The organism is Marivita sp. (genome assembly GCF_020055635.1).
In the GTDB taxonomy this organism is placed as follows: Bacteria; Pseudomonadota; Alphaproteobacteria; order Rhodobacterales; family Rhodobacteraceae; genus Marivita.
Window position 1 is genome coordinate 1 of sequence record NZ_JAIPUT010000015.1, and the last position, 22,999, is coordinate 22,999.

Consider the following 22,999-nt stretch of genomic DNA (forward strand, 5'->3'; position numbering starts at 1 on the left):
GATAGGAACAGAACAGGACCAGAACAAGAAACTGCGAAACTAACTGCGAAACTCGAAAAACCCGAAAGGACAAAGAGCAGGATGAAGCCGGGAAAACTCAATCAATTCAATATGGTGCGGGTGAAGGGACTCGAACCCCCACGCCAAAGGCGCCAGAACCTAAATCTGGTGCGTCTACCAATTCCGCCACACCCGCATTGTGCTGGTCAGTAGCAAAGCTCCGAGGCCGATGCGAGCAGAATTTTCGTACGAAAATTCTGGGTGCCAAGAAACTTCGTACGAAGTTTCTTAGCTGGCGAGCGTCCGCAAGACCTTTGGCAATATCTCGGGCAGATCTTCTGCGATCAGGCCAGGTCCGAACAGGCGCGCCGCCTCGCAATGTAGCCAGACCGCGGCCTCGACAACGCAAAAAAGGTCTGGCGACGTTTCGGGTGCCGCGAGCCCTGCGACAAGCCCGGCCAGCACATCCCCCGCTCCTGCAGTGGCGAGCCATGGGACCGCGCGGTCGCCGGTCGCGGAATGCACGCTCGCGCCGCCGCCGGGGTGGGCAATGACCGTGTCTTCCCCCTTGAGCAGCACAATGCACCCTGCCCGGTCCGCCGCAATCCGCACCACGTCGATCTTCGACAGGGCGCCACGTCGGGACTGGGCAAGGTCGGGAAACAGGCGGGCAAATTCACCTTCGTGCGGCGTCAGCACCGAGCGGCCATGGCATTGGCTGAACAGGGTATCGGGGTCGTTCTCGAACGAGGTCAGCGCATCCGCGTCGAGCACGACAGCCGCGTTGCGCCGGCCACGGTCTCCTCTTCGATGCGCCAGGGCCGCCGCAACCATGTCCCGGGTCTGGGCGCCCACGCCCATGCCAGGCCCGAGGCAAATCGCCGTCACCCTGTCATCCGCGATCTCGCCGAAGGCTGTCGCACTGTCGCAGGCGCGCAGCATCACCGCATCGAGATGGCAGGCGTTTTCGGTCACTGCATCCTGGGGACAGAGTACCGTGACAAGCCCCGCGCCGGACCGCAGCGCCATCCTTGCGGCCATGCGCCCGGCACCTCCCCGACCCGGCCCGCCGGCCACAACCATCACGTGGCCATAATCGTATTTGTGTCCCTGCCCCTGCATTTTGGCGATCATGCCTCCGGGCCAGACGCGCGGCGGCAAAGCCGTGTTCATGAACTCCGGAGTGACAAGCCGCGCCCGTTCGGCATCGGGTGCGGTGCCGACCATCGCGCGTTCAGCCGCATCCGGCCCCGTCAGTCCGATATCGACGACCCGCAGGTCTCCGCAAAGCTTCGGCCCCAGACCCAGCTTGTGACCGGCCTTGAGGCTGTGAAACGACACCGTCAGATGCGCGGAATTGACCCGTGCAGGCGCGTCTTCGTCCGAGGACGGGATCAACCCCGTGTCGAGGTTCAAGCCGGAGGGACAGTCGATCGCGAGACGCCGTATCGCCGCACCGCGCGTCCAGTCGTCCATCATCCGGACATCGAGAGCCATGGCGAGATCGTCCGGGATCGGGCGGGTCAGCCCTGTTCCGAACACGGCATCGACAAACAGGTCAGGCCGATCACAGCCCCGGATCGCGGCCGGCTCGAATGGCGCGACACGACCCATCGCCCGCCAGAGGTCATGGTTGGTCTTCGCATCGGGCGGAAGCTGTTCGGCGTCGCCATAAAGGAAGACATCCACGTCCCATCCCCGGTCGGCCAGCCGTCGCGCGATGACGAAGCCGTCGCCGCCATTGTTGCCGGGCCCGCATAGGATCAGCGCCCTGTGACGCCCCTGAGCAAGCTCCGGCCATTTGGCGAGCGCTGCCCCGACCGCACCCCGTCCGGCACGCTCCATCAGGTGAAGCCCGGTCACCTCACCCGACTCGATTTGGGCCTGTTCGATGGCGCGCATCTGGGCAGCGGTCAGCAATTCGGTCACGGTTTCGCCTCTCACGATTCAGTTTCGCATAATTTTTATGCAGCTTGCACGTTTTTTAATCGCTTCTTTTCAATCCCGGCGCCACCGGCCCCAACATCCACCCTAGCTGATTGTGGCCCCCAAACAGAAGTGGTCTGACGAGCGCAATGCAGGAGCGAGGGACGTGCCATGAAAAAGATCGAAGCCATTATCAAGCCCTTCAAACTCGACGAAGTGAAAGAAGCCCTTCAGGACGCCGGCATTCAGGGCCTCAGCGTTGTCGAGGTCAAGGGGTTCGGGCGCCAGAAAGGCCACACGGAACTGTATCGCGGGGCCGAATATGTCGTCGATTTCCTGCCCAAGGTGAAGATCGAGGTCGTTCTTGACGATGATCAGGTCGAAGGTGCCATCGAAGCCATCGTCGACGCCGCCAAGACCGACAAGATCGGTGACGGCAAGATTTTCGTGTCCCCGGTCGAGCAGGCCATCCGCATCCGCACAGGCGAAATCGGGTCCGAAGCCCTTTGAGCCGCAAGACTTAGACCAAATACCCCCAAAATATCAGTGAAAGGGAAGAGAGAATGAGCACAGAAGCGCTTCTCAAGATGATCAAGGACGAAGATGTCGCCTATGTGGACATCCGCTTTACCGACCCGCGCGGTAAGCTGCAGCATGTGACCGTGATAGCCGACGAGGTCGATGAAGATTTCCTCGAGGAAGGCTTCATGTTCGACGGCTCCTCCATTGCCGGCTGGAAGTCCATCGAAGCCTCCGACATGAAACTCATGCCCGACACCGAAAGCGCGTATATCGATCCGTTCTACGCCGAAAAGACGGTTTGTGTGCATTGCTCCATCGTGGAACCCGATACCGGCGAAGCCTATGACCGCGACCCGCGTTCGACTGCCGAAAAGGCCGAAGCCTACCTGAAATCTTCGGGTATCGGCGATGTGTCCTACTGGGGCCCGGAAGCGGAATTCTTCCTGTTCGACGACGTGCGCTACAGCAACACCATCAACAAGGTGTCCTACGAGGTCGATGCGCTCGACGCGTCCTGGAACACCGACACCGAATACGAGATGGGCAACACCGGCCACCGTCCGGGCATCAAGGGCGGTTACTTCCCGGTGAACCCGATCGATGACGGCCAGGACATCCGGTCCGAGATGCTGTCGACGATGAAGCGTCTGGGCATGAAGGTCGACAAGCACCACCACGAGGTGGCGTCCTGTCAGCACGAGCTGGGCCTGATCTTCGGCACGCTGACCAAACAGGCGGACGAGCTTCAGAAGTACAAGTACGTGATCCACAACGTGGCACAGGCCTATGGCAAGTCCGCGACGTTCATGCCCAAGCCGATCTACGGCGACAACGGCACCGGCATGCATTGCAACATGTCGATCTGGAAAGACGGCAAGCCGTTGTTTGCAGGCGACAAGTATGCGGACCTGAGCCAGGAGGCGCTGTATTTCATCGGCGGCATCCTGAAGCACGCGAAAGCGCTCAACGCCTTCACCAACCCGTCGACCAACTCCTACAAGCGTCTGATCCCGGGCTTCGAGGCCCCCGTCCTGCGCGCCTATTCGGCCCGCAACCGGTCCGGCTGCGTCCGTATCCCGTGGACCGAAAGCCCGAAGGCCAAGCGCGTCGAGGCCCGGTTCCCCGACCCGTCGGCAAACCCCTATCTGTGCTTTGCAGCCCTGCTGATGGCCGGTCTTGACGGCATCACCAACAAGATCGATCCGGGCGAGGCCATGGACAAGAACCTCTATGATCTGCCTGCCGAAGAGCTTGAAGGCATCCCGACGGTCTGCGGATCGCTGCGCGAAGCCATCGACGAGCTGAAGGCGGACATGGACTTCCTGCTGGCCGGTGACGTGTTCACCAAGGATCAGATCGAAGGCTATATCGCGCTCAAGATGGAAGAGATCGAGCTTTACGAACACACGCCGCACCCGGTCGAGTTCGGCATGTATTACAGCTGCTGATCCCTGCGATCAGGCCACGTTTCGAGAAAAGGCGCTCTTCGGAGCGCCTTTTTTCTTGTGTCGAATTCGCAGGGACTTGCCCCGAAATCGCCCCGCTCCGGCCGCAGGAGCGACAAATCCCGATGGGACATCTCGGGTCGGTCCTGTCATCGGTTTGGGCCGACAACCTGCACAAGTCCGAGGACCATCCCGATGAGTACGGATTTCGAAGACCGGATCGCGCGTCTCAATGCCAAGAACGGCCCCCAGGCGTCAGAGCCCGCCGCTGATCCCCAAGGCGCGCCGCGGAGGTCCCGTCCTTCCCGCTCCACTGGATCGATTGCGACATACATTCTTGTCGGGATCCTGATCCTTGTGGTCATGCCGGTCGGTGCGGCGATGGGCACGATCTATTTCGCCCAGGGCAAGGACAACCTGGCGGTGATGCGCCAGCCTTGACCGCCCGGTTCACGTCAAACCACAGACCAATTCCTCCAGAAAAAGCCCGAAACAGGCCAAATTTCCCGAGTGAGCCTGATTCTGTGCGCATTTCGAACACATTCCGGGCCTTTAAGCTCGTTGACACAGAGTTTCATGAGCCAGAGGAGGTCCGGATATGACCCGTTCGGATGTGACTGCAATCAGCCTTGTGACGGACAAGGCACGTGACGAGATCTGTCAGTCCGTTGTCCCCTCGATTGCGCGCGCCCTGTCAACGCGGCAGGTCTCTTACAAGCGTATGCCCGTGACGCGGGACCATATCGACTGGATCCTCAATGACACCGACAGCCTGACGGTGGCGATCGACGAAGTGGGCTATACCAGCGTCATCGCTGTTGTCGCGCGGGGGCCGGATACGCAGAACCGTGCGGCGCGGCTGGCGCATGTCGCGGCGGACCTGTGCGGTGATTTCGGCGTCCATACCGTCTTCTGGAACGGGTCCCGGCAGCCTCTCCCGGTCGCGGATTTTCTTGCCGCCGGCGATAGCATCCTCGATCATGGTGCCGCCCATGTCCGGATCATTCCGCGCACGGCAAAGGCCTCAGCGATGTCCCGCGCCTTGCAGCACCACCAGATGGCGGAGGCGGAGAACAGGATGATGTCCGCGGTTCGCAAGCAGATGAATGGTGTCACGCTGCAAGAGATCGAGCAGCTCGAGCTCGAAGAGCGACGCGCCAAATCTGCTCCGATGCGGCTTGCCGCCTGGGCGATTTCGTTCACCACCGCATTGATTGCCGCGCCGCTTGCCATCCCGCTGATCGCTCACAATCTCGTGCGCGGCGAGGACGTCCGTTCGGGTGCGATGGCCCTGGGTGTCGCGGGCCTTTACGCGGTTCTGGCCCAGTCCGGCATGGCTCCGGGCCTGGCCGGGATGCTCTGATCCCGCAATCCGACCCACGCCACGCCTTGCATGACGTCGCGCGATGCCGCTTGCCGATCACGTCACGTTTGCTACCCTCCGGCGGATTTTGATTGTTGGAGTGCCCCGCGATGCGTCGTCTGATTGTTGCTGCCTGTCTGTCTGCCTGTGCCGCCCTGCCCGCCTTCGCGGCCGAGTGCATCACGAGCAAGGGGGCTTTCGGCCAATACAAGCAAACCCTTGCGCAACAGGCGGCTGCCGCAGGCGTCGGTCAGCGCGGGCTGACGGCGTTGCAGAACGCGCAATTGTCCGGCATCACCTGGCGGTTTGAATCCAACCCCGGCAACCAGACCGGCACCTTGCAGGGCGATCCGGCCCGGTTCCTGGCCAAGCGGTCGGGCAGCACGGCGGACAGCTTCATCAGCCAGACCCGCAACAGGATCGCGCGCAATCCCAACACCTTCGGCTCTATCGAACGCAATTACGGCGTGCCCGCGGGCATCCTGGCGACGATCTGGGGGCTCGAGACAAGCTGGGGTGGCTATCTTGGCGGCACATCGGTCGTCGATGGCGCGGTCACGCTATCGTCCTATTGCCGCCGCCATCCCCGGTTCGAGCCACATGCGATCGCGGCGCTCCAGATGGTCGATGACGGCATTCTATCGCCGAGCACGCAGGGCGGACCCTCCGGCGAACTGGGGCACATGCAGTTTCTTGCGGGCAACTGGCTGAAATACCGCGTCGACGGCAATGGCGACGGCCGCGCCGATCCCTACAATGCTGTCGATGCCTTGGCCTCGGCCGCGAACATGCTGCGGCTCAATGGCTGGCAGGCGGGCCAGCCGTTCGGCGAAGGCACGCATAATTTCAACGTGTTGTCGGTCTGGAACGACAGCGGAAATTACCTTCGCGCGATCGTCTATTCGGCACAGCGCGCGGGCAGCTAGACCAGGTCCGCTGCGCCCGGAACATCACTCCGGGCCAGCATGAAGGTATGGATCGTGAACAGCACGGCATCGCTTTCCGGCAGCCGCCAGATCACCTGCCGTTCGCTGCGCAGATAGGGCGTCGTCCCGGCTTTCGTCACGGGCCGAGGCTCGGTTTCCGCGCGCGGCTGAAACAGGCCGGGGTCATCGTACCAGAGCGCGTTGAAGCGCCAGATCGGCCGACCCGGGCGCACCCCGTCAAACAGGCGCTGAACCCGTCGCGCGATGTCGTCCGTGTAGGATGCGACCGGGGTATGGATATGGGTCAGCGGATGGCCGATCTTTTCCCGCAACCGCCAGCTTGCCGGGAAACAGAGCACCGCACCGGTCAGAACATGCTCGGACCCGCGTTTTTCCAGCAGGCAGATGTCGTCCTGCACGATCTGGCCCAGAGTTCCGAACGGGTCGGTCGGGTCGATCAGCACCTGCCATCCGTCCGGGCAGCGCACGCTGTCGCCGGATCGCACGAAGCCCGAAGGCAGATGCGCCAGCACCGTTTCCATCAGGTTGCACAGCGCCACTGGATCCGGGTTTTCCGTCGCGATGACCTCGTCGCGCCTGTCCGCCATGAGCGTCCGCCGCAGCGCCATCTGCGGCGCATAGGCTTCGTCCACGACGAACCACGGCGCGTCCCCCAACGGCGCGACACCGGGCAGCGCGCGGGGCGAGAACACATCATAGGGCAAGGTCTTTTGCAGGATCATGGGTGAGCCATATCGAAACCGCAGCGGATCGCAATCCCCGCCGGCGCCTCTCGGGACACAGGGTCTAGGGGTCGAACACGAACACATTCGCCAACACGCCCCTGTGGTCCGACCCAAGCAACGGGCGCGCGGTCGCCGCTCCGCCCATGGGCGCAAAGACATGGTCGATCGGCAAGGGTGCGCCCAGCTTGGACAAGGTCGAAAACAGCGGCCCGGCGCGATGCGTCTGCGTCGTGGCCGACAGGCGCCGCAACACGTGTGACCACGGCACCATGTTGAAATCACCGGCAATGACGACCGGCCCCTCAAGCTCGGCCAGGACCGGCAGAAGGGTGTCCATCTGCGCGGCCTGATCATGAGGCCAGGGCCAGTAGGCATGCAGGCTGACGGCCCAGAACGCACCCTGCGGAGACTCGACATTGATGCCGACAAGGCCCTGTTTTTCGATGCAGATTTCGCCGTCGACAGGCCAACGCGACAGGATCGCGACCCGCGCCCACCTGACCAGTGCGCAGCTTGCCTGATGGGGGTATTCGGCGCGCAGTTCGCGCAGCAGCGACGCATTCCGCGAGGTCACCTCCTGAAGCGTGACGATGTCCGGATCGGCGGCGCGGATGTCGGCCGCAAGGGCCGCGACCTGATCGTTTTCGAACAGCAGGTTCTTCTGGTAGACCGCAACCGTTCCGGAGGGGTGCGACACGTATTTCTGCGCCACGATCTGCGTCATCGCGGCAAGGCACAACACCGCCACCGACCACCGCAGCCAGGCCGGCAAGGGAGACCAGATCACCCAAAGCGCAAACACCACCGCGATCGGGATGCGGAACACGGCAAGACTGTCGCCCGCCGGGTGCCAGGCCCCGGCGAACCCGCCGAAAAACCCGGCTGCAAGGATGAGTGACACAGTGCTCACCATCCACTGCCTTGCTCTCACCATGCTGTGACGCTCCCGACACAATGCTTGCGAAGGGGCGACAGGCCCCACACTCTGATCATAAACACACCGTCATGCGGCCCATCCGGCCCGGACTCGAGGATTTCTGCCATGACCACTGAACGCATCACGTTTCCCGGCCATTCCGGCGACACCCTGTCGGCGCGGCTCGACCTGCCTGACGGACCGCATCTGGCCACGGCCCTTTTTGCGCATTGCTTCACCTGTTCCAAGGACATTCCGGCGGCGCGGCGGATCGCCGCGCGTCTGGCCTCGATGGGCATCGCGGTGCTGCGGTTCGACTTCACCGGGCTGGGCCATTCCAAGGGCGAATTCGCCAACACGACCTTCACCTCGAATGTCGGGGACCTCGAAGCGGCGGCAGAGTATCTGCGGCGGAAGGACATGGCGCCCTCCCTGCTCATCGGGCACTCCCTTGGCGGCGCTGCGGTCTTGCGTGCGGCCAAAGACCTGAAGGGAATCAAGGCGGTCGTGACCATCGGGGCGCCGTTCGATCCGGGACATGTGACGCATAATTTCGCGCATGCGCTGGACGACATCGAAAACGACGGACAGGCGCTTGTCGATCTCGGCGGCCGTCCGTTCACCATCAGCAAAGAGTTTGTGGAGGATGTCAAAGCCCAGAACCTCGCCCCTGCAATCAAGTCGCTGAAAGCCGCGCTTCTGGTGATGCACGCGCCGCGCGACGCTGTCGTCGGGATCGAAAACGCAACAAACATCTTCAGCGCCGCCCGGCACCCGAAAAGCTTTGTCACGCTGGATGACGCCGACCACCTCGTCACCCGGCCGGAAGATGCCGAATATGCCGCCGAGGTAATTTCGGCCTGGGTCGGGCGGTATCTCAAGCTGAAACCGCCTGCCCCGCCGATCGGTGCGCCCGAAGGCGTGGTGCGCGTCTCCGAGGCGGACAAGGACGGCTTTCTCCAGGATGTGCAGACCGGGCCGCATCACCTTCTGGCGGACGAGCCGCTGGCATATGGCGGCTCAAATCGCGGGCCGTCGCCCTACGGGCTGCTGGCCGCCGGGCTTGGCGCCTGCACCTCGATGACCCTGCGCATGTATGCACGGCGCAAGGGCTGGCCGCTGACCCATGTGTCCGTCGATGTCAGCCACGACAAGGTGCATGCACAGGACGCGAGCACGCCCAGCACCGCGAGCATCGACCTGTTTCGCCGCCGGATCACGGTAGAGGGCGATCTGAGCGCGGAGCAGCGCGGCAAGCTGCTCGAGATCGCCGACAAATGCCCGGTGCACAAGACGATGGAAGCCTCGAGCCGGGTCGAGACCGAACTGGTGTGACCGGCGCCGAAACGCGTCGACGCGTTTCGCACACTCCGTCGACGGAGTGTGTCGCGCGCCATTCATAATGGTGTTGAGAATTATGAATTTGTCTCAACACCCTGAATGTGTCAGTCAGGCGCAAACCTCCCGCGACACAGGCCTGTCATGACAAATCCGCTGCAAGAGTTCCTTTCCACCCGCGACTGGCTTCTGGCCGATGGCGCCACCGGCACCAACCTGTTCAACATGGGTCTGGAAAGCGGCGACGCGCCCGAGTTCTGGAACGAAACCCAGCCCGACAAGATCCGCAGGCTCTATTCCGGCGCGGTCGATGCGGGCAGCGACCTGTTTCTGACGAACACCTTCGGAGCCAACGCCTCGCGCCTCAAGCTGCACGATGCGGGTCACCGTGCGCGAGAGCTGTCGCGGATCGGGGCGGAAATCGCCCGCGAGATCGCCGACGCCGCCGGTCGTCCGGTGATCGTCGCGGGATCGGTCGGCCCCACCGGCGAGATCATGGAACCGGTCGGCACACTGTCCCACGCCGACGCGGTCGAGATGTTCCACGAACAGGCCGAAGGTCTCAAGGAAGGCGGCGCCGACGTGATGTGGGTCGAGACCATCAGCGCACCGGAAGAATTCCGCGCCGCCGCCGAGGCGTTCGCGCTGGCCGGTGTGTCGTGGTGCGGCACGATGAGCTTTGACACCGCCGGACGCACCATGATGGGCATGACCTCGGAAGGCATGGCCGAGATGATCGAGACCCTGCCCAACCCGCCGATGGCCTTTGGCGCCAATTGTGGCACCGGGGCATCGGACCTCCTGCGCACCGTGCTGGGCTTTACCGCAACGGGGACCGAAAGAGCGATCATCGCCAAGGGCAATGCCGGCATCCCGAAATATGTCGACGGGCACATCCATTACGACGGCACCCCCGAGCTGATGGCCCGCTACGCCGTTCTGGCGCGCAATGCCGGTGCCACGATCATCGGCGGCTGCTGCGGCACGATGCCAGAGCATCTGCGGGCCATGCGCGAGGCGCTCGAGACAACGCCGAAAGGTGCTGCGCCGACGCTGGACGAGATCGTGGCCGAGATCGGTCCGTTCAGTTCGGACAATGACGGCACGGGCGATCAGAGCGACGCCCCCAAGCGCGAGCGGCGCGGCCGCCGCCGGGCGTGATCGCGCCGGCGTTTACGCAATGCTAACCACTGATGTCGCAAACGCCCCTTTGAGGGGTTTCCAACCCTGCTCAGAACAGGCTCAACTGATCGCCGGCGCGCGGCGGCGGACGAAACGCGGTGCAGTCCAACGGGGGAAAGTCGCCATCCAGCCCAAATCGCTTGCGCGCCTTGGTAAAGCGCTGTGCGATGAGCGCGGCATAGGCCCCCTCGCCCCGTGTCCGTTTGAACCACTGCGCATCATAGACCTTGCCGCCATGCATGTCGCGCAGCTTGGACATCACGCGGGATTTGCGGTCGGGGTAATGCTCGTCCATCCAGGCCTCCCACAGGGGCGCCACTTCGAGCGGCAGGCGCAGCATCGCCCAGGTCGCCGCCTGCGCACCTGCATCGCGCGCCGCCGTCAGGATCGGTTCGATCTCGGCGTCGATCAGCCCGGGCACGATGGGCGACAGCATCACACGCACGGGAATGCCGGCATCGCTCAGACGCCGGATCGTCGCCAGCCGCCGCGCCGGGCTGGGCACACGCGGCTCCATCCGGCGGTTCAGGTCCGGGTCCAGCGTGGTGATGGTGATGCCCACCTTCACCAGGTTCCGCGCCGCCATGTCCGACAGGATGTCGATGTCGCGTTCGATCAGCGTGCCCTTGGTGGCAATGGCGACGGGATGGCGAAACTCCTGCAACACGGACAGGCAGGCGCGCATGATACTGCGATCCCGTTCGATCGGTTGGTAGGGGTCGGTATTGGTGCCGATGGCGATCGGGGCCACCTTGTAGCGCCGCGCCCGCAATTCGCGCGCCAGGACCTCCGGCGCCTCGGGGCGCGCCACCAGCCGGGTCTCGAAATCGAGCCCCGGCGACAGGCCCAGCCAGGCGTGGCTTGGTCGCGCGAAACAGTAGATGCAGCCATGCTCGCATCCGCGATAGGGGTTGAGCGTGCGGTCAAACGACAGGTCCGGCGACGAGATATGGTTGATCACGCTCCGCGGGCGTTCCACGGTAACCTGTGTGTTCAGGACGGGCATGTCTTCGCGCATGTCCCACCCGTCGGAATCGTCGACCTGGCGGAACCGTTCGTAACGTCCCGCATCGCGGCTGTTTGCGCCGCGTCCGCGCCTCTGGTCACGCGCCACGTATCGATCAGATCGGGTCATGCCGCGATCATAGAACGAAAGCGGAACATCGGCAACCACCCGGACCCGTTTGGCGTCCGGCACATGACGGCGCGTCGGTTGCGTTCGCACGCATGTCGGATTCCACCAAGTTGGGATGGCGCAAAACGACGATTAGTCGTCAAAACAATCACTGGCGGGAACGCCAGCGTCTGGAGTGATTTCTATGGCTGACGAAGAAGACGACATCATCCTCGCGGATCTGAACGATGACGAGCTGGTCGAACAGATGTTCGATGACCTCTACGACGGTCTGAAAGAGGAAATCGAAGAGGCGGTGACCATCCTGCTCGACCGCGGATGGCAGCCCTATGACATCCTCACCAAGGCGCTGGTGGGTGGCATGACCATTGTCGGAAAGGATTTCCGCGACGGCATCCTCTTTGTTCCCGAGGTTCTGCTGGCCGCCAATGCGATGAAGGGTGGCATGTTCATCCTCAAGCCGCTTCTGGCCGAAACCGGGGCTCCTCGCGTCGGCAAGATGGTGATCGGCACGGTCAAGGGCGACATCCACGACATTGGCAAGAACCTCGTGTCGATGATGATGGAAGGTGCCGGTTTCGAAGTTGTGGATCTGGGTATCAACAACCCGGTCGAAAGCTATCTCGAGGCGCTCGAGGCGGAAGAGCCCGACATCCTCGGCATGTCGGCGCTTCTGACCACCACGATGCCTTACATGAAGGTGGTGATCGACACGCTGATCGAGAAAGGCATCCGCGACGATTACATCGTTCTGGTCGGCGGTGCGCCGCTGAACGAGGAGTTCGGCAAGGCCATCGGCGCCGACGCCTATTGCCGGGACGCCGCCGTGGCCGTCGAAACCGCCAAGACCTTTGTCGGCCGCAAGCACAATCAACTCGCAGCGGGCTGATTTTGCGCCAATCGGCTTTTTTTGGCCTCGTCTCGCGGCGGGGCCTTTTCTTATGGGACGAACTAACCCATATTTTCAGGACAAGGAGATCAAAATGCCAGTGACCACCTTCGTCTCGATGATACTCGCCGTGATCGCAGCCTCCGGCCTGACGGTCTGGGCCATGGCACAGTTCGGCCTTCTCAAGGTTCTGCCTGCCCTGATCGCCCTGGGGCTCCTGGCGCGTTGGGGCCTGAGCCACGTGCCCGGCGATGACGAGCCTGCCTGACGACACGATCCTGACACATGCCAGACTGGACGCGCGCGGCACCGGGCGCGTGCTGATCATCGCCTGTGGCGCGCTGGCTCGCGAGATTCTGGACCTGCGGGATATCAACGGCTGGTCGCACATGGACCTGACCTGCCTGCCCGCGATTTATCACAACCACCCCGACAAGATCGTCGATGCCGTGCGCGACACGGTTGAGGCGCATCGCACAGAGTATTCCGAGATCTTCATCGCCTACGGGGATTGCGGCACCGGCGGTCTGCTCGAGGCGGCCTGCGCCAGGCTTGGGGTGCAGATGATCGCCGGACCGCATTGTTACAGTTTCTTCGAGGGCAACGCGGCCTTTGCGGAACGCGACGAGATCACGGCCTTCTACCTGACGGATTTCCTGGTGCGGCAGTTCGATGCCTTTGTCTGGAAGCCGCTCGGGCTGGATCGGCACCCGGAGTTGCGGGACATGTATTTCGCGCATTACGACAAGCTGGTCTACCAAGCACAAACCGATGACCCGGCGTTGACCGAGCGCGCCCGGCGCTGCGCCGAGCGGCTGGGCCTGGCATTCGAACGCCGTGTCACCGGCTACGGCGATCTTGAGACCCATATGCGGGCTTGGGCCACGACCTGATCACGGCGGTTTTCCGTCGATGGCGAAACCTGACGGACGCGTCGATGCGGCCTCAGTCGTCCGCGTCAAGCAGGATCGTCGAGACCGGCACCATCGCCACGCTTGCCGCCCGGTCCTGAAGGCTCCAGAGCAGTAGCGCCGACAGGGTGTCCGGTGTCAGACGTCCCAGCATCACGACCGACCCGTCCTGACGCGCGCGAAACGCCGCGCCGTCCAGAAAGCGCCGCTTGGTGCGGGCATCCTGACTCTCGCCGTCAAAATCGCGCAGGATGCTGGCCGATGCCACGTTTTCGCGCTCGGCAATTGCCTGCGCGGTGTTGAGCCCGTTCGGCAGGAAAACAAGGCCATGGCCGCTTTCGGCGGCAAAGCTGGTGGCCTGTTGCGTGGTGTCCCGACCGCTTTGCAATCCGCCGCCGGGCGCTTCGATCAGCGCCACGGCTTCGGGCACCGCGGCCACGGCCCCGGCGAGGATCTGCTCCACATCGGTCGGCTGCGCCGCCTGGGGCAAATCGACAAGGGTCGCCACCTCGTAGCCCGCCGCGCGGTAGGCGGACATCCGCTCCGCCGCATCCGGCTGGCCGGGATCGATCGCAAAGGTCACGGGAAACGGGAAGCCATCCAGAGCATCCGGTCCAAGCGGACCCTTCCCGTCATCGATCAGCACGATCGCCATCCGTGGCAATGACGGGTCACTGTCGACCTCGGCCGCAAAGCGCTGCAACGGCGGACGGGCGTCATCGTCGGTGTCCGTTATGTCCTCGGGCGACGGGTCTGCTGCATCCGCGCCGCCTCCGATCGACGGCAGGCGCGCCGAATTGCCGGGGTTGCGGTCGGTGAGTGACGCGGCGGGCGTTCCGATGATCGGGCGGGACAGCGCCGCGCTGTCTTCCTCTTGCTGATCAACCGTCGAGTCGGGCGTGTCCGGCACCAGCCGCCGCACCTGGGGACGATCGGCCTCGGCGGTCTCGTTGTCCCGAGCCTCCGGCGCCTCCTCTCCGGCATCCGGCGCTGGCGCGGCTGGCTCCAGCGCGCTGTTGACCTGCGGCACGGTCGGGACCGGAGGCTGTGCCGGTTCGGTCGAGATGTTGAGGCCGGTTTCGCTTTCGGGCGCGTTCAGCTCTGGCGCAAAAGCCACCTGGGGCGCGGTATCGCCTCCGGAGCTCGCCGGGGCATCAGGGGCCTCGGCCTCGACCGGGGCGTCCAGCGCCGCGATCGCGTCACCGGTGGCCGGCGCCGGGACCGGCGCTGCAACGGTCTCTTCCGGAGCATCATCCTCCGCCTCGTCCGGCGTTTGCAAGTCGGGCGTATCGCCCTCGGGCGTGACGGCGGTCACCTCGGACGGACGCCGGGCGGGAACGGTTTCCGGCGGGCTGTCGTCTGTCACCACAGCTTCGGCCGCAGTGTCTTCGGTCGCTGTGTCTTCGGTCGCATCGACCTCGGCCGCAGTATCCACGACTGCAGTGTTGTCGGTTGCAGTATCATCTGCCCTGTCGGCTTCGGTTGCATCGGCATCAGTTGCATCGACTTCGGGTGTGTCGACCTCTTGTGCCGCGATCTCGACAGCGGAGCTGTCGGTCCCCTCGGCCTCGGCCTGCTCTGGAGTCGGCGTGTCCTCGTCCATCCCCGGTGCGGCACGCTCCTCGGCGGCAGGCGATTGTTCGGCTTCGGGCTCCGGTTCACGCGTCTCTTCGGCCTCCGGCGCGCGTTGACCCTCGGGCGCGAGCGAAGCCGTGTCCTCGGTGCCCGGCTGACGATCTTCGGTGATCCGGACAGGCGCAGCCGGTTCGATCCCGGGCCGCCCCGGAACCAGTACCGACACCGCAGCCAACCCACCGACCGACAGGACGGTGCCCCAGATGACCCCTGACAAAATCCCTCGTGCCATGCTCTTTGCCCTTGTCTTGCCCTCACTGTGTCCCGGACCTCTCAACGTGTCCGGTAACCCACCCGCGCCCTTGACGCGCCTTGGTCTGCCTGCGCATGTATACCGCGATTGATCCCTGCCCCGCCAGCCCCGACGAAGAAGAAACCCCATGCTGCTGCTCATCGACAATTACGACAGCTTTACCTACAACCTCGTGCATTATCTGGGCGAACTTGGGACCGATGTGAAGGTCGTGCGCAATGACGCGCTAAGCGTGCAGGACGCGATCGGCCTGAACCCGGCCGGCATCCTCCTGTCGCCCGGCCCCTGCGACCCGGACCAGGCGGGCATCTGCCTGCCGCTGACGCTGGCCGCCGCCGAAACGCGCACACCGTTGATGGGTGTCTGCCTGGGTCACCAGACGCTGGGCCAGGCATTTGGTGGCAGAGTGGTGCGACACACCGAAATCGTACATGGCAAGATGGGCGTGATGCATCACGCGGGCAAAGGCGTGTTCGCGGGTTTGCCCTCGCCCTTCGAGGCGACGCGCTATCATTCGCTGGTGGTGGACAAGGACAGTGTGCCCGAGTGTCTCGAGGTGACGGCCTGGCTCGAGGACGGCACCGTGATGGGGCTGAGCCACCGCGACCTGCCGATGCAGGGCGTCCAGTTCCATCCGGAATCCATTGCGTCCGAGCATGGGCACGCGCTGTTGCAGAATTTCGTCAATGACCTGAAAGTACCCGCATGAGCGACGCGATGAAGCCCCTGATCTACGCCGCCTCCGAAGGCCCCCTGAGCCGGTCGCAGGCCGAACAGGCGTTCGAGCTCTTGTTCGAAGGCGCCGCGACACCGGCCCAGATCGGCGGCTTTCTCATGGCGCTGCGGGCACGTGGCGAGGCAGTGTCGGAATACGCAGCGGCTGCGGCTGTGATGCGGTCAAAATGCACGCCGGTCACGGCGCCCGAGGGCGCCATGGACATCGTCGGCACCGGCGGCGACGGCATGGGCACGCTCAACATTTCCACGGCAACGGCCTTTGTGGTGGCGGGCGCAGGCGTGCCGGTCGCCAAGCACGGCAACCGCAACCTGTCGTCCAAGTCGGGTTCGGCAGATGCGCTGACCGAAATGGGCATCAACGTGATGGTGGCGCCCGAGGTGGTGGAACGCGCCATCGCGGAGGCCGGTATCGGTTTCATGATGGCACCGATGCATCACCCGGCCATGAAACACGTCATGCCAGCGCGGCAGGAACTTGGCTCGAAGACGATCTTCAACATCCTCGGCCCGCTGACCAACCCGGCAGGGGTGACCCGGCAACTGACAGGCGCCTTTGCCATCGACCTGATCTTTCCGATGGCCGAAACGCTCAAGGAACTGGGATCGGTCAAGGCGTGGCTGGTGCATGGCGGCGACGGCACTGACGAGATCTCGATCTCGGCCCCGACCCAGGTGGCGGTGCTGGAGGAGGGCAAGATCCGGGGCCGCGAAGTGCATCCCGAGGATGCGGGCCTGCCCGTGCATCCGTTCCGCGACATCCTTGGCGGCACCCCCGCCGAAAACGCCACGGCCTTCCGCGCGCTGCTGGACGGTGCCAGCAGCGCCTACCGCGACGCCGTGCTGCTGAACGCGGCAGCGGCGCTGATGGTCGCAGACAAGGTCACGGATCTGAAAACCGGGGTCGACATGGCCGCCGAAAGCATCGACAGCGGAGCTGCAAAGGCGCGGGTGGACGCGCTGGCGCGGGTGACGCAGGGCGCGTGAGCGCCCCGGTATGGCTGGTGGACGATGCGTCAACGCATCGTCGATTTTCCAAGGGCGGAAAATCCTGGGGCTCTGCCCCAGACCCCGGGATATTTTCGAACCAGAGAAGCAGGGGACATGCGCCATGGTGATGCCACCTGCTGGTTGGGCCCATCTGCCGTTTTTCCGGAAAGACCTTCCGGCGATCCGGGAGACGCTGGCGGACGAGCGACGTGTCGTCCTGCCGCCCGCAGGCCAGGTTTTCGCGGCGCTGGACGCCTGTGCGCCCGACGATGTGCGTGTCGTGATCCTGGGCCAGGATCCCTATCCGACGCACGGCCACGCACACGGGCTGGCCTTTTCCGTTGCCCCTGACGTGACGCCCCTGCCCCGATCCCTGAGCAACATCTTCAAGGAGTTGGCCGAGGATATCGGAGACGTTCCGCCCAATGGAGACCTGCGGTTCTGGGCCGATCAGGGGGTCTTGCTTCTGAACGACGTGCTGACGGTTCCGGCCGGTGTGGCGCGCGGGCATCGCCGACTGGGTTGGCACAAGTTGGTGCCGCAGGTTCTCGACGCTCTGAATGACGCGCCGCGCGCCTTTGTCCTTTGGGGCAATGACGCCCGTGCCCATGCGCCCCGGCTTGCCGGTCACGGTCATCTGGTGCTGCAAAGCGCCCATCCCTCGCCACTCTCGGCGCGGCGCGGGTTTTTCGGCTCGCGCCCCTTTTCCACCGTGAACGCGTGGCTTAAAGAACAAGGGCATGCCCCGATCAACTGGACAGACCCATGAGCGCAACCATTCTCGACAAGATCAAGGCCTACAAGCTCGAGGAAGTGGCCGCCGACAAGGCGCGCGTGCCCTTGGCAGAGGTCGAGGCCGCGGCCAGGGCGGCTGATCCCGTGCGCCCCTTCGGCGCGGCACTGCGCAGCGCGCAGGTCACAGGGTATGGCCTGATCGCCGAGGTCAAGAAGGCATCCCCCTCCAAGGGGGTGATCCGCGCGGATTTCGAACCTGCGAGCCTGGCGCAGGCCTATGAAGCGGGCGGCGCGACATGCCTGTCGGTCCTTACCGACAGGCCGAGTTTCCAGGGCGACAAGTCCTATCTGGTCACCGCGCGCCAGGCGACGTCGCTGCCCGCACTGCGCAAGGATTTCATGTACGACACCTACCAGGTGGCCGAGGCGCGCAGCCTGCACGCTGATTGCATCCTGATCATCATGGCCAGCGTGTCGGACGCTCAGGCAGCCGAGCTGGAAGAGGCAGCCTTCGCCTGGGGCATGGATGTCCTGATCGAAGTTCATGATCGCGCGGAACTTGACCGGGCATTGGCCCTGAAGTCTGCTCTGATCGGCGTGAACAACCGTAATCTCAAGACCTTCGAGACCGATCTTGAGACAACACGTGAACTTTCGAAACATGTGCCGGCAGACCGCATGCTGATCTCTGAGTCGGGCCTGTTCATCCCTGCGGATCTTGCCGACATGGCCGCTCACGGTGCGCGCAGTTTCCTGATCGGGGAAAGCCTGATGCGCCAGCCGGATGTGGCGGCGGCCACCCGCGCGCTGCTGGCCGATCCGGTGGCGGCATGAGCGGGCTGTCGCATTTCGACGCCAAGGGCGACGCGCATATGGTCGATGTGTCGGAAAAGGCCGTCACTGCACGGGTTGCCGTGGCCGAAGGTTACATCAAGATGGCGCCAGAGACCTTTGATATCATTACCGAAGGGCGCGCCAAGAAAGGCGATGTGATTGGTGTAGCGCGGTTGGCCGGGATCATGGGCGCCAAGAAGACGCCCGAGCTGATCCCGCTGTGCCATCCGCTGCCCATCACGAAAGTCACCGTGGAACTGACCCCCGCACCCGATCTGCCCGGTTTGCGCATCGAAGCGACGGTCAAGACCACCGGCCAGACCGGGGTCGAGATGGAGGCGCTCACCGCCGTGTCGACGGCGGCGCTGACCGTCTACGACATGGCCAAGGCGGTGGACAAGGCGATGGAGATCACCGGCATCCGCGTGATGCTGAAAGATGGCGGAAAATCAGGGCGGTACGAGGCGACATGATCTCGGTTTCCGACGCGTTGCGGCACTTGTTCGATTTGGCCCGGCCCCTTGGGGTCGAGACCGTTCCATTGCTGCAGGCGCATGGTCGGGTGTTGGCGCAGGATGTGGCGGCGACGCGAAACCAGCCGCCCTTCGACGGGTCGGCCATGGACGGGTATGCGGTAACGGAGATCGAACCGGGGGCGCGGTTGCGGGTGATCGGTGAAGCTGCGGCCGGGCACGGATTCGATCATTCGGTGACGCCGGGAGAAGCGGTGCGCATCTTTACCGGCGCGCCAGTCCCGAAAGGCGCAAAAGCCGTGGTGATTCAAGAAGATGTCTCCCGCGATGGAGACTGGATCACAATCTGCGACACGCCCGAGGACAATGACCACATCCGCCCTGCCGGTGGGGATTTCCGCATCGGTGATCGGGTCGAAGCGGGGCGCGTGATCGGGCCGAATGACATTGCCCTCATGGCCTCGATGAACATCGCCGAGGTGCCTGTGGCGCGGCGCCCCGTGGTGGCGCTGATCTCGACCGGGGATGAATTGGTGATGCCCGGAGAGACGCCGGGCCCCGACCAGATCATTGCATCGAACACGTTCGGACTGCATGCCCTGATGCGTGAGCTTGGCGCAGAGCCGCGGCTCTTGCCGATTGCAAAGGACAATGAGGCGTCCCTGAAGACCGCGTTCGAGCTTGCCGGGGGGGCCGACCTGATCGTGACGATTGGCGGCGCGTCGGTGGGGGATCACGACGTTGTCGCCAAACTCGCGCCGCAGCTCGGGTTCGACCAGAGTTTCTACAAGGTGGCGATGCGTCCGGGCAAACCCCTGATGGCCGGCCGGTTCGGCGCGGCGATGATGATCGGTCTCCCCGGCAACCCGGTCTCGGCGATGGTGTGCGGGCACGTGTTCGTGGCTCCGGTGGTGCGGGCGATGCTGGGCCTGCCTGCCGCCCCGGCGCCGCGCAAAAGCGTCACGCTGACACAGGACTTGCCCGCCAACGGCCCTCGCGAACACTACATGCGCGCGCGCTTCGAGGATGGCGGGCTGGTCGCCTTCGGCTCGCAGGACAGCTCCCTGCTCAGCATCCTGGGCAAAGCCGATGCGCTGATCGTCCGGGCGCCCAGGGATGGCGTTCGCGCCGCGGGCGAAGTGGTGGAATATCTGCCAATCCGGTGAAATCCTGCCTCTGTTCACGAATTCTTGACACAAAACAGGAACAACAGTAGAACAAACGGTGAGGATCATGCGAGCGGAGGCAGACAATGCTGACCAAGAAACAACTCGACCTGCTGGATTTCATCAGCAGACGCGTGGCGCGCGACGGTGTCCCGCCAAGCTTTGACGAAATGAAGGAAGCACTTGATCTGCGGTCCAAATCGGGCATCCATCGCCTGATCACCGCTCTTGAGGAGCGTGGATTCATCCGCCGGCTGGCCCACCGAGCACGCGCGATCGAGATCGTGAAGCTGCCCGAGACGCTGGCTGCCAGGCAGCCGGGCTTCACCCCGACCGTGATCAACGGCGATCTTCCGGACCAGCCGGCCCCGGCCAATGCCCTGCCGGTAGAAAGCGTGAACGCGATGGACCTGCCGCTGATGGGCCGCATCGCCGCCGGTGTGCCAATTGAATCGATCAATGACGTGCCGCCCTCGGTGGCGGTGCCGGGCGCGATGCTCTCGGGAAGCGGCAAGCACTATGCCCTTGAGGTCAAAGGTGATTCGATGATCGAGGCCGGGATCAACGATGGCGATGTCGTGGTGATCCGCGAAACGGCATCTGCCGATAATGGCGACATCGTCGTGGCGCAGGTCGAAGGTTACGAGGCGACGCTCAAACGCTACAAGCGCAAGGGCGAAAGCATCATCCTCGAAGCGGCGAACCCGGCTTACGAGCCGCGCATCCTGCCGGTTGGCGCGGTGAAGGTGCAGGGTCGGTTGGTCGGGTTGATCCGCACTTACTGAGAACTGCGCACGGTCTTGTCGTTCCAAAGGCGCGCTCCGGACCGGTCGCGCGCCTTTTCCATGTGCCAGTTACCGGTGTCATCGCGGGTCAGTGACAGGCTGCCCAGTCCGGCCAGCGTGGCTGCGTCCAGCACGGTGCAAGTCGCGGCGCCTGGCCGGTCCGGCAGGTCGGTATTGGCGATGACAAGCAGGCCCTCGGTGCAGCCCTCAAAGGCGGCGGCCTCGCGTTTGCCGCGAATGTGACGGATCGGAAAGGCGGTCTTGTCCCAGAGCGCGGCGGCGGCGGGCTGATCCAGCCCCTGCCCGTCATTTTCCAGCCAGACCCCGGCGATGAACCCGGCGCCGGTGTCACGCGACAGCGCGCGACCGTGCGTGGTCATCACCCCGACAAGCGCACCGTCTTCGGCGACGAGGATCGGCGGACGCTCCGCCCTGGACCAGAGCATCGTCGCCAGCAGCACCGGCGCAAGGCCGAACCAGCGCAGACGCCCTTGCCACAGGACGACAAACAGGCATCCCAGCGCGATCAGCGGCAGAACGGCAGGGTCCGGCGTCATCACCGGACGCACGGCGCCCGTCCAACCGGCCATGGCCTGTGCAACGCCCAGGATCCAGTCGAGGCCAAGACCCATGAGGGTGAGGCCGATGGACTCGAGCCCCAGCGGCATCAGCAGGATGCCCAGCACGGCGGCGGGGATCACCAGAAGCCCCATCAACGGCACAGTGGCAAGGTTGGCGATCAGGCCGAACTGCGCGATCTGGTTGAAATGCGCCATGGCGAAGGGTGCAGTGGCGGCTCCGGCCACGGCGGAGGACATGAGTACCGAGGCTGCGCCCCGCAGCAGACGGTGACGCGGCAGGTCATGGCGGCTGTCGCGCAATGCGCTGAAGATCGCGACCAAAGCGGTGGTTGCGGAAAAGGACATCTGGAACCCCGGCCCCATCAGGGCTTCGGGGCGCAGCACCAGCACGATCAGCGCGGCCAGCGCCACGGCGCGCAGCGATATGGCGCGGCGGTCGACCATCACCGCAAAGAGCATCATGGCCACCATGACAAAGGCGCGTTCGGTGGCGACATTGCCGCCCGACAGCGCAAGGTAGATGGCGGCAACCACCAGGGCGCCACCCGCCGCGATCTTCTTGATCGGCCAGCGCAGGCCAACGGGTGTGAGCAGCAGACCAAGGCGCAGAACGGCAAAGACAAAGGCGCTCACCAACCCCATGTGCAGGCCCGAGATCGCCAGAAGATGCGCAAGATTGGTGTCGCGCAGGGCTTGCAGCACCGGCTGGGGGATGGCGCTGCGGTCTCCGGTGATGATCGCGGTGGCAAAGGCGCCGGTATCACCGGGAAGCGCCTCCTGCACGCGTTGCGAGATCGCCATGCGGGTGCGAAAGACAAGGCGATCGCGTCCCGCCTCTTCCCACAGGACCAGCGGCACGCGGGTATAGCCAACGGCACCCAGGCGCAGAAACCATGCGTGGCGGCGAAAATCGAACCCACCCGGTTCGACAGCACCGCCCGGCGGGCCAAGATGGGCGGTGGTCATGATGGTCATGCCCGGCTCTGGCGTCAGGCTTTGTGTCTTGACGTGGATCGACAGGCGCACGCGGTCGGGCGTTTCGGACAACGGCACGTCGGTCAGCCAGACATTGTCGAGCGTGATGCGCAGCGCGTCCGAGGCGGAGCGGTCTATGGCGACCACCCGACCGGTCACCGGGCCATAGTAGCGCCAGTCGATCACCGCGCCTGCGACGTGATGCGCCCGTGTGCCGGCAAGCGCCAGCCCCAAGGCCACCATTGCCAGCGCGCAGATCAGCGGGGCAAAGGCCGACCGGCTGCGCAGATGCCAGACCAGCGCCAGCAGACCCGAGGCAGCGCATGTCGCCAGCACCCAGATGGGCGGCTCGACCCGCAAAGAGAAATACAGACCGATCCCCACCCCAAGGAAGACCGGCACAAAGGGAAACAGCGTGCCGCGCTGCGCCAGAAGCATGTCGGGAAGGACATCCCGGACCCGCGCCATACTTGCCCCCGTGGATGGTGCTGGTTAAGAGAGCCTCAAACTATCCCCTAGAGAGTTATCGAAAGGTAAA

General features: G+C 64.3%; 23 protein-coding genes and 1 tRNA gene. 17 read left to right on the forward strand and 7 right to left on the reverse strand.

Going from position 1 to position 22,999, the window contains the following annotated elements:
• Nucleotides 1–112 precede the first annotated feature (112 nt).
• Nucleotides 113–196 (reverse strand) — tRNA-Leu (locus LCF60_RS09365).
• 92 nt (nucleotides 197–288) lie between these two features.
• Nucleotides 289–1,944 carry an NAD(P)H-hydrate dehydratase gene (locus LCF60_RS09370; protein WP_363318402.1) on the reverse strand — a complete coding sequence of 552 codons (1,656 nt, stop codon included), beginning with the start codon at nucleotides 1,942–1,944 and terminating at the stop codon, nucleotides 289–291.
• A gap of 153 nt (nucleotides 1,945–2,097) precedes the next feature.
• On the opposite strand from LCF60_RS09370, the gene LCF60_RS09375 reads away from it, so the two are divergent.
• The 5 genes from LCF60_RS09375 to LCF60_RS09395 all read left to right on the forward strand — a co-directional run bounded on the left by LCF60_RS09375 (nucleotide 2,098) and on the right by LCF60_RS09395 (nucleotide 6,182).
• The gene (locus LCF60_RS09375; protein ID WP_292291344.1) at nucleotides 2,098–2,436 is read left to right on the forward strand and encodes a P-II family nitrogen regulator; all 339 of its coding nucleotides are present in this window, start codon (nucleotides 2,098–2,100) and stop codon (nucleotides 2,434–2,436) included.
• 53 nt (nucleotides 2,437–2,489) lie between these two features.
• Nucleotides 2,490–3,896, forward strand: a complete 1,407-nt coding sequence (gene glnA / locus LCF60_RS09380; protein WP_292291345.1) for a type I glutamate--ammonia ligase — start codon at nucleotides 2,490–2,492, stop codon at nucleotides 3,894–3,896.
• Between the two features lie 192 nt (nucleotides 3,897–4,088).
• Entirely contained in the window at nucleotides 4,089–4,334 is a 246-nt protein-coding gene (locus LCF60_RS09385; RefSeq protein WP_292291347.1) for a hypothetical protein, read from the forward strand.
• Nucleotides 4,335–4,491: 157 nt separating this feature from the next.
• Nucleotides 4,492–5,256, forward strand: a complete 765-nt coding sequence (locus LCF60_RS09390) for a hypothetical protein (RefSeq protein WP_292291349.1) — start codon at nucleotides 4,492–4,494, stop codon at nucleotides 5,254–5,256.
• A gap of 110 nt (nucleotides 5,257–5,366) precedes the next feature.
• The gene (locus tag LCF60_RS09395; RefSeq protein ID WP_292291350.1) at nucleotides 5,367–6,182 is read left to right on the forward strand and encodes a lytic murein transglycosylase; all 816 of its coding nucleotides are present in this window, start codon (nucleotides 5,367–5,369) and stop codon (nucleotides 6,180–6,182) included.
• Here LCF60_RS09395 and LCF60_RS09400 read toward each other — a convergent pair.
• Nucleotides 6,179–6,925, reverse strand: a complete 747-nt coding sequence (locus LCF60_RS09400) for a DUF3445 domain-containing protein (protein WP_292291352.1) — start codon at nucleotides 6,923–6,925, stop codon at nucleotides 6,179–6,181. The two genes, LCF60_RS09395 and LCF60_RS09400, sit on opposite strands and share 4 nt — an antisense overlap.
• A gap of 64 nt (nucleotides 6,926–6,989) precedes the next feature.
• Nucleotides 6,990–7,838, reverse strand: a complete 849-nt coding sequence (locus LCF60_RS09405; protein WP_292291353.1) for an endonuclease/exonuclease/phosphatase family protein — start codon at nucleotides 7,836–7,838, stop codon at nucleotides 6,990–6,992.
• 132 nt (nucleotides 7,839–7,970) lie between these two features.
• Here LCF60_RS09405 and LCF60_RS09410 point away from each other — a divergent pair, with 132 nt between their 5' ends.
• Both LCF60_RS09410 and bmt read left to right on the forward strand, forming a co-directional pair.
• Entirely contained in the window at nucleotides 7,971–9,179 is a 1,209-nt protein-coding gene (locus LCF60_RS09410; RefSeq protein ID WP_292291354.1) for a bifunctional alpha/beta hydrolase/OsmC family protein, read from the forward strand.
• 147 nt (nucleotides 9,180–9,326) lie between these two features.
• Nucleotides 9,327–10,343, forward strand: a complete 1,017-nt coding sequence (bmt, locus tag LCF60_RS09415) for a betaine--homocysteine S-methyltransferase (RefSeq protein ID WP_292291356.1) — start codon at nucleotides 9,327–9,329, stop codon at nucleotides 10,341–10,343.
• A 70-nt stretch (nucleotides 10,344–10,413) separates the two neighbouring features.
• Here the strand turns inward: bmt and LCF60_RS09420 are convergent, their stop codons facing one another.
• Nucleotides 10,414–11,499, reverse strand: a complete 1,086-nt coding sequence (locus LCF60_RS09420; RefSeq protein WP_292291357.1) for a PA0069 family radical SAM protein — start codon at nucleotides 11,497–11,499, stop codon at nucleotides 10,414–10,416.
• 184 nt (nucleotides 11,500–11,683) lie between these two features.
• Here LCF60_RS09420 and LCF60_RS09425 point away from each other — a divergent pair, with 184 nt between their 5' ends.
• The 3 genes from LCF60_RS09425 (at nucleotide 11,684) to LCF60_RS09435 (ending at nucleotide 13,281) form a co-directional block, all read left to right on the forward strand.
• Complete coding sequence (locus LCF60_RS09425; RefSeq protein WP_292291358.1) at nucleotides 11,684–12,388, forward strand: B12-binding domain-containing protein; 705 nt, start codon at nucleotides 11,684–11,686, stop codon at nucleotides 12,386–12,388.
• A gap of 94 nt (nucleotides 12,389–12,482) precedes the next feature.
• Nucleotides 12,483–12,656: a hypothetical protein gene (locus LCF60_RS09430; protein WP_292291359.1), complete on the forward strand. Its 174-nt coding sequence runs from the start codon at nucleotides 12,483–12,485 to the stop codon at nucleotides 12,654–12,656.
• Nucleotides 12,640–13,281, forward strand: coding sequence for a DUF1638 domain-containing protein (locus tag LCF60_RS09435; RefSeq protein ID WP_292291360.1), 642 nt, complete (start codon nucleotides 12,640–12,642; stop codon nucleotides 13,279–13,281). Before LCF60_RS09430 ends, LCF60_RS09435 begins: the two co-directional genes overlap by 17 nt.
• A 52-nt stretch (nucleotides 13,282–13,333) precedes the next feature.
• On the opposite strand, the gene LCF60_RS09440 is transcribed toward LCF60_RS09435, so the two are convergent.
• Entirely contained in the window at nucleotides 13,334–15,166 is a 1,833-nt protein-coding gene (locus tag LCF60_RS09440) for a divergent polysaccharide deacetylase family protein (protein WP_292291361.1), read from the reverse strand.
• A gap of 148 nt (nucleotides 15,167–15,314) precedes the next feature.
• Here LCF60_RS09440 and LCF60_RS09445 point away from each other — a divergent pair, with 148 nt between their 5' ends.
• The 7 genes from LCF60_RS09445 (at nucleotide 15,315) to lexA (ending at nucleotide 20,905) form a co-directional block, all read left to right on the forward strand.
• Entirely contained in the window at nucleotides 15,315–15,896 is a 582-nt protein-coding gene (locus LCF60_RS09445; protein ID WP_292291363.1) for an aminodeoxychorismate/anthranilate synthase component II, read from the forward strand.
• The gene (trpD, locus tag LCF60_RS09450; protein WP_292291365.1) at nucleotides 15,893–16,909 is read left to right on the forward strand and encodes an anthranilate phosphoribosyltransferase; all 1,017 of its coding nucleotides are present in this window, start codon (nucleotides 15,893–15,895) and stop codon (nucleotides 16,907–16,909) included. The genes LCF60_RS09445 and trpD overlap by 4 nt, the downstream gene beginning before the upstream one ends.
• Before the next feature lie 124 nt (nucleotides 16,910–17,033).
• The gene (locus LCF60_RS09455; protein WP_292291367.1) at nucleotides 17,034–17,681 is read left to right on the forward strand and encodes a uracil-DNA glycosylase; all 648 of its coding nucleotides are present in this window, start codon (nucleotides 17,034–17,036) and stop codon (nucleotides 17,679–17,681) included.
• On the forward strand, nucleotides 17,678–18,481 hold the full coding sequence (trpC, locus tag LCF60_RS09460) for an indole-3-glycerol phosphate synthase TrpC (protein ID WP_292291368.1): 804 nt from the start codon (nucleotides 17,678–17,680) through the stop codon (nucleotides 18,479–18,481). The genes LCF60_RS09455 and trpC overlap by 4 nt, the downstream gene beginning before the upstream one ends.
• On the forward strand, nucleotides 18,478–18,954 hold the full coding sequence (gene moaC, locus LCF60_RS09465) for a cyclic pyranopterin monophosphate synthase MoaC (protein WP_292291370.1): 477 nt from the start codon (nucleotides 18,478–18,480) through the stop codon (nucleotides 18,952–18,954). Before trpC ends, moaC begins: the two co-directional genes overlap by 4 nt.
• On the forward strand, nucleotides 18,951–20,120 hold the full coding sequence (gene glp / locus LCF60_RS09470) for a gephyrin-like molybdotransferase Glp (protein WP_292291371.1): 1,170 nt from the start codon (nucleotides 18,951–18,953) through the stop codon (nucleotides 20,118–20,120). The genes moaC and glp overlap by 4 nt, the downstream gene beginning before the upstream one ends.
• An 86-nt stretch (nucleotides 20,121–20,206) precedes the next feature.
• Nucleotides 20,207–20,905: a transcriptional repressor LexA gene (gene lexA / locus LCF60_RS09475; RefSeq protein ID WP_292291373.1), complete on the forward strand. Its 699-nt coding sequence runs from the start codon at nucleotides 20,207–20,209 to the stop codon at nucleotides 20,903–20,905.
• On the opposite strand, the gene LCF60_RS09480 is transcribed toward lexA, so the two are convergent.
• Nucleotides 20,899–22,929, reverse strand: coding sequence for a ComEC/Rec2 family competence protein (locus LCF60_RS09480; RefSeq protein ID WP_292291375.1), 2,031 nt, complete (start codon nucleotides 22,927–22,929; stop codon nucleotides 20,899–20,901). The genes lexA and LCF60_RS09480 overlap by 7 nt on opposite strands.
• Nucleotides 22,930–22,999 lie beyond the last annotated feature (70 nt).